Source organism: Bacillus cereus group sp. BfR-BA-01349, assembly GCF_022663795.1.
Lineage (GTDB): Bacteria > Bacillota > Bacilli > Bacillales > Bacillaceae_G > Bacillus_A > Bacillus_A cereus.
Genome location: NZ_JAKUGE010000121.1, coordinates 1 through 456, shown reverse-complemented (window position 1 = coordinate 456; position 456 = coordinate 1). Strand labels below are relative to the sequence as shown.

Genomic DNA, 456 nt, shown 5'->3' with positions numbered 1-456 from the left:
GCTTTTATTAACGGGAAGTGGCTCAGCTTGGTAGAGCACCTGGTTTGGGACCAGGGGGTCGCAGGTTCAAATCCTGTCTTCCCGATATTCCTAAAAAACATGGGGCCTTAGCTCAGCTGGGAGGGCGCCTGCCTTGCACGCAGGAGGTCAGCGGTTCGATCCCGCTAGGCTCCACTTATATTAATATTATTTATGGCGGTGTAGCTCAGCTGGCTAGAGCGTACGGTTCATACCCGTGAGGTCGGGGGTTCGATCCCCTCCGCCGCTACCATAAAGGACCTTTAGCTCAGCTGGTTAGAGCAGACGGCTCATAACCGTCCGGTCGTAGGTTCGAGTCCTACAAGGTCCACCATTAGACGTATATATCTCGGAGGTATACCCAAGTTCGGCTGAAGGGATCGGTCTTGAAAACCGACAGGCGGCGAGAGTCGCGCGGGGGTTCGAATCCCTCTACCT

4 tRNA genes are annotated in these 456 nt (G+C 54.8%); all 4 read left to right on the top strand.

The annotated features are described in order from the left end of the window. Positions 1-11: 11 nt before the first annotated feature. The 4 genes from MR169_RS28005 to MR169_RS27990 all read left to right on the top strand — a co-directional run bounded on the left by MR169_RS28005 (position 12) and on the right by MR169_RS27990 (position 352). A tRNA-Pro gene (locus MR169_RS28005) sits at positions 12-85 on the top strand. 16 nt (positions 86-101) lie between these two features. Next, positions 102-174: transfer RNA gene (locus MR169_RS28000), tRNA-Ala, on the top strand. A gap of 20 nt (positions 175-194) precedes the next feature. After that, positions 195-271 (top strand) — tRNA-Met (locus MR169_RS27995). A 4-nt stretch (positions 272-275) separates the two neighbouring features. Then, positions 276-352: transfer RNA gene (locus tag MR169_RS27990), tRNA-Ile, on the top strand. The last annotated feature ends 104 nt before the right edge of the window (positions 353-456 follow it).